Source organism: Pseudomonas sp. EL_65y_Pfl1_R83 (assembly GCF_963970695.1).
In the GTDB taxonomy this organism is placed as follows: Bacteria; Pseudomonadota; Gammaproteobacteria; order Pseudomonadales; family Pseudomonadaceae; genus Aquipseudomonas; species Aquipseudomonas tritici.
In genome coordinates, this window is record NZ_CAXAQI010000181.1 from 1 (window position 1) to 562 (window position 562).

1 protein-coding gene is annotated in these 562 nt (G+C 63.7%); it reads right to left on the minus strand.

Annotated elements, in window-relative coordinates:
- Positions 1–562: ParB/RepB/Spo0J family partition protein (locus tag AACY08_RS28300; RefSeq protein WP_339472405.1), on the minus strand; the 562-nt coding region annotated here is incomplete at both ends.

A 562-nucleotide genomic window follows, 5' to 3' on the forward strand; every position in this document is an offset into this window, starting at 1 on the left:
GTCGTTCGCGATCGCGCGGCGGATCTGATCCGCGTTCACGTAGGAAGAGTGACCATACCGCTGGAAAACGCGCTCCTGCTTGGCCTTGTCCTCGGTGGAGCCGTAGGCCTTCGCCATTTCCAGCGTGATGCGCCCCTCGCTCAACGCCTCGAAAATCGGCTCGGCGAGATTGGCAAGCCGGAGTCTCCCCTCGATGAAGCGCCGGGTCTGGCCGAACCGGTTTGCGACTGCGTCGATGTCACCGTCGGATTTGAGGAAATGCTGAAATGCGACGCACTCCTCCGCCGCTGTCATCGGCTCGCGCTGAAAGTTCTCGGTGAGCGACACCTCGCGCAGATCCGCGTCGTTGCCCGAGACGATTTTGACCGGCACGTCGTAGGTGGCCGCGTCGATCTCACCGGCATCGGCGAGCATCATTGCGCCGAGATAGCGCCGATCGCCGGCGATGATCTCGTACGTGCCCTTCGGGCGTGCGGCGGTGACAAGGAGGTTCTGCATGATGCCACGCGCACGGATGCTCGAGGCCATCGCCTCGATGTTGCGCGGCGGCGTAGTACGGACG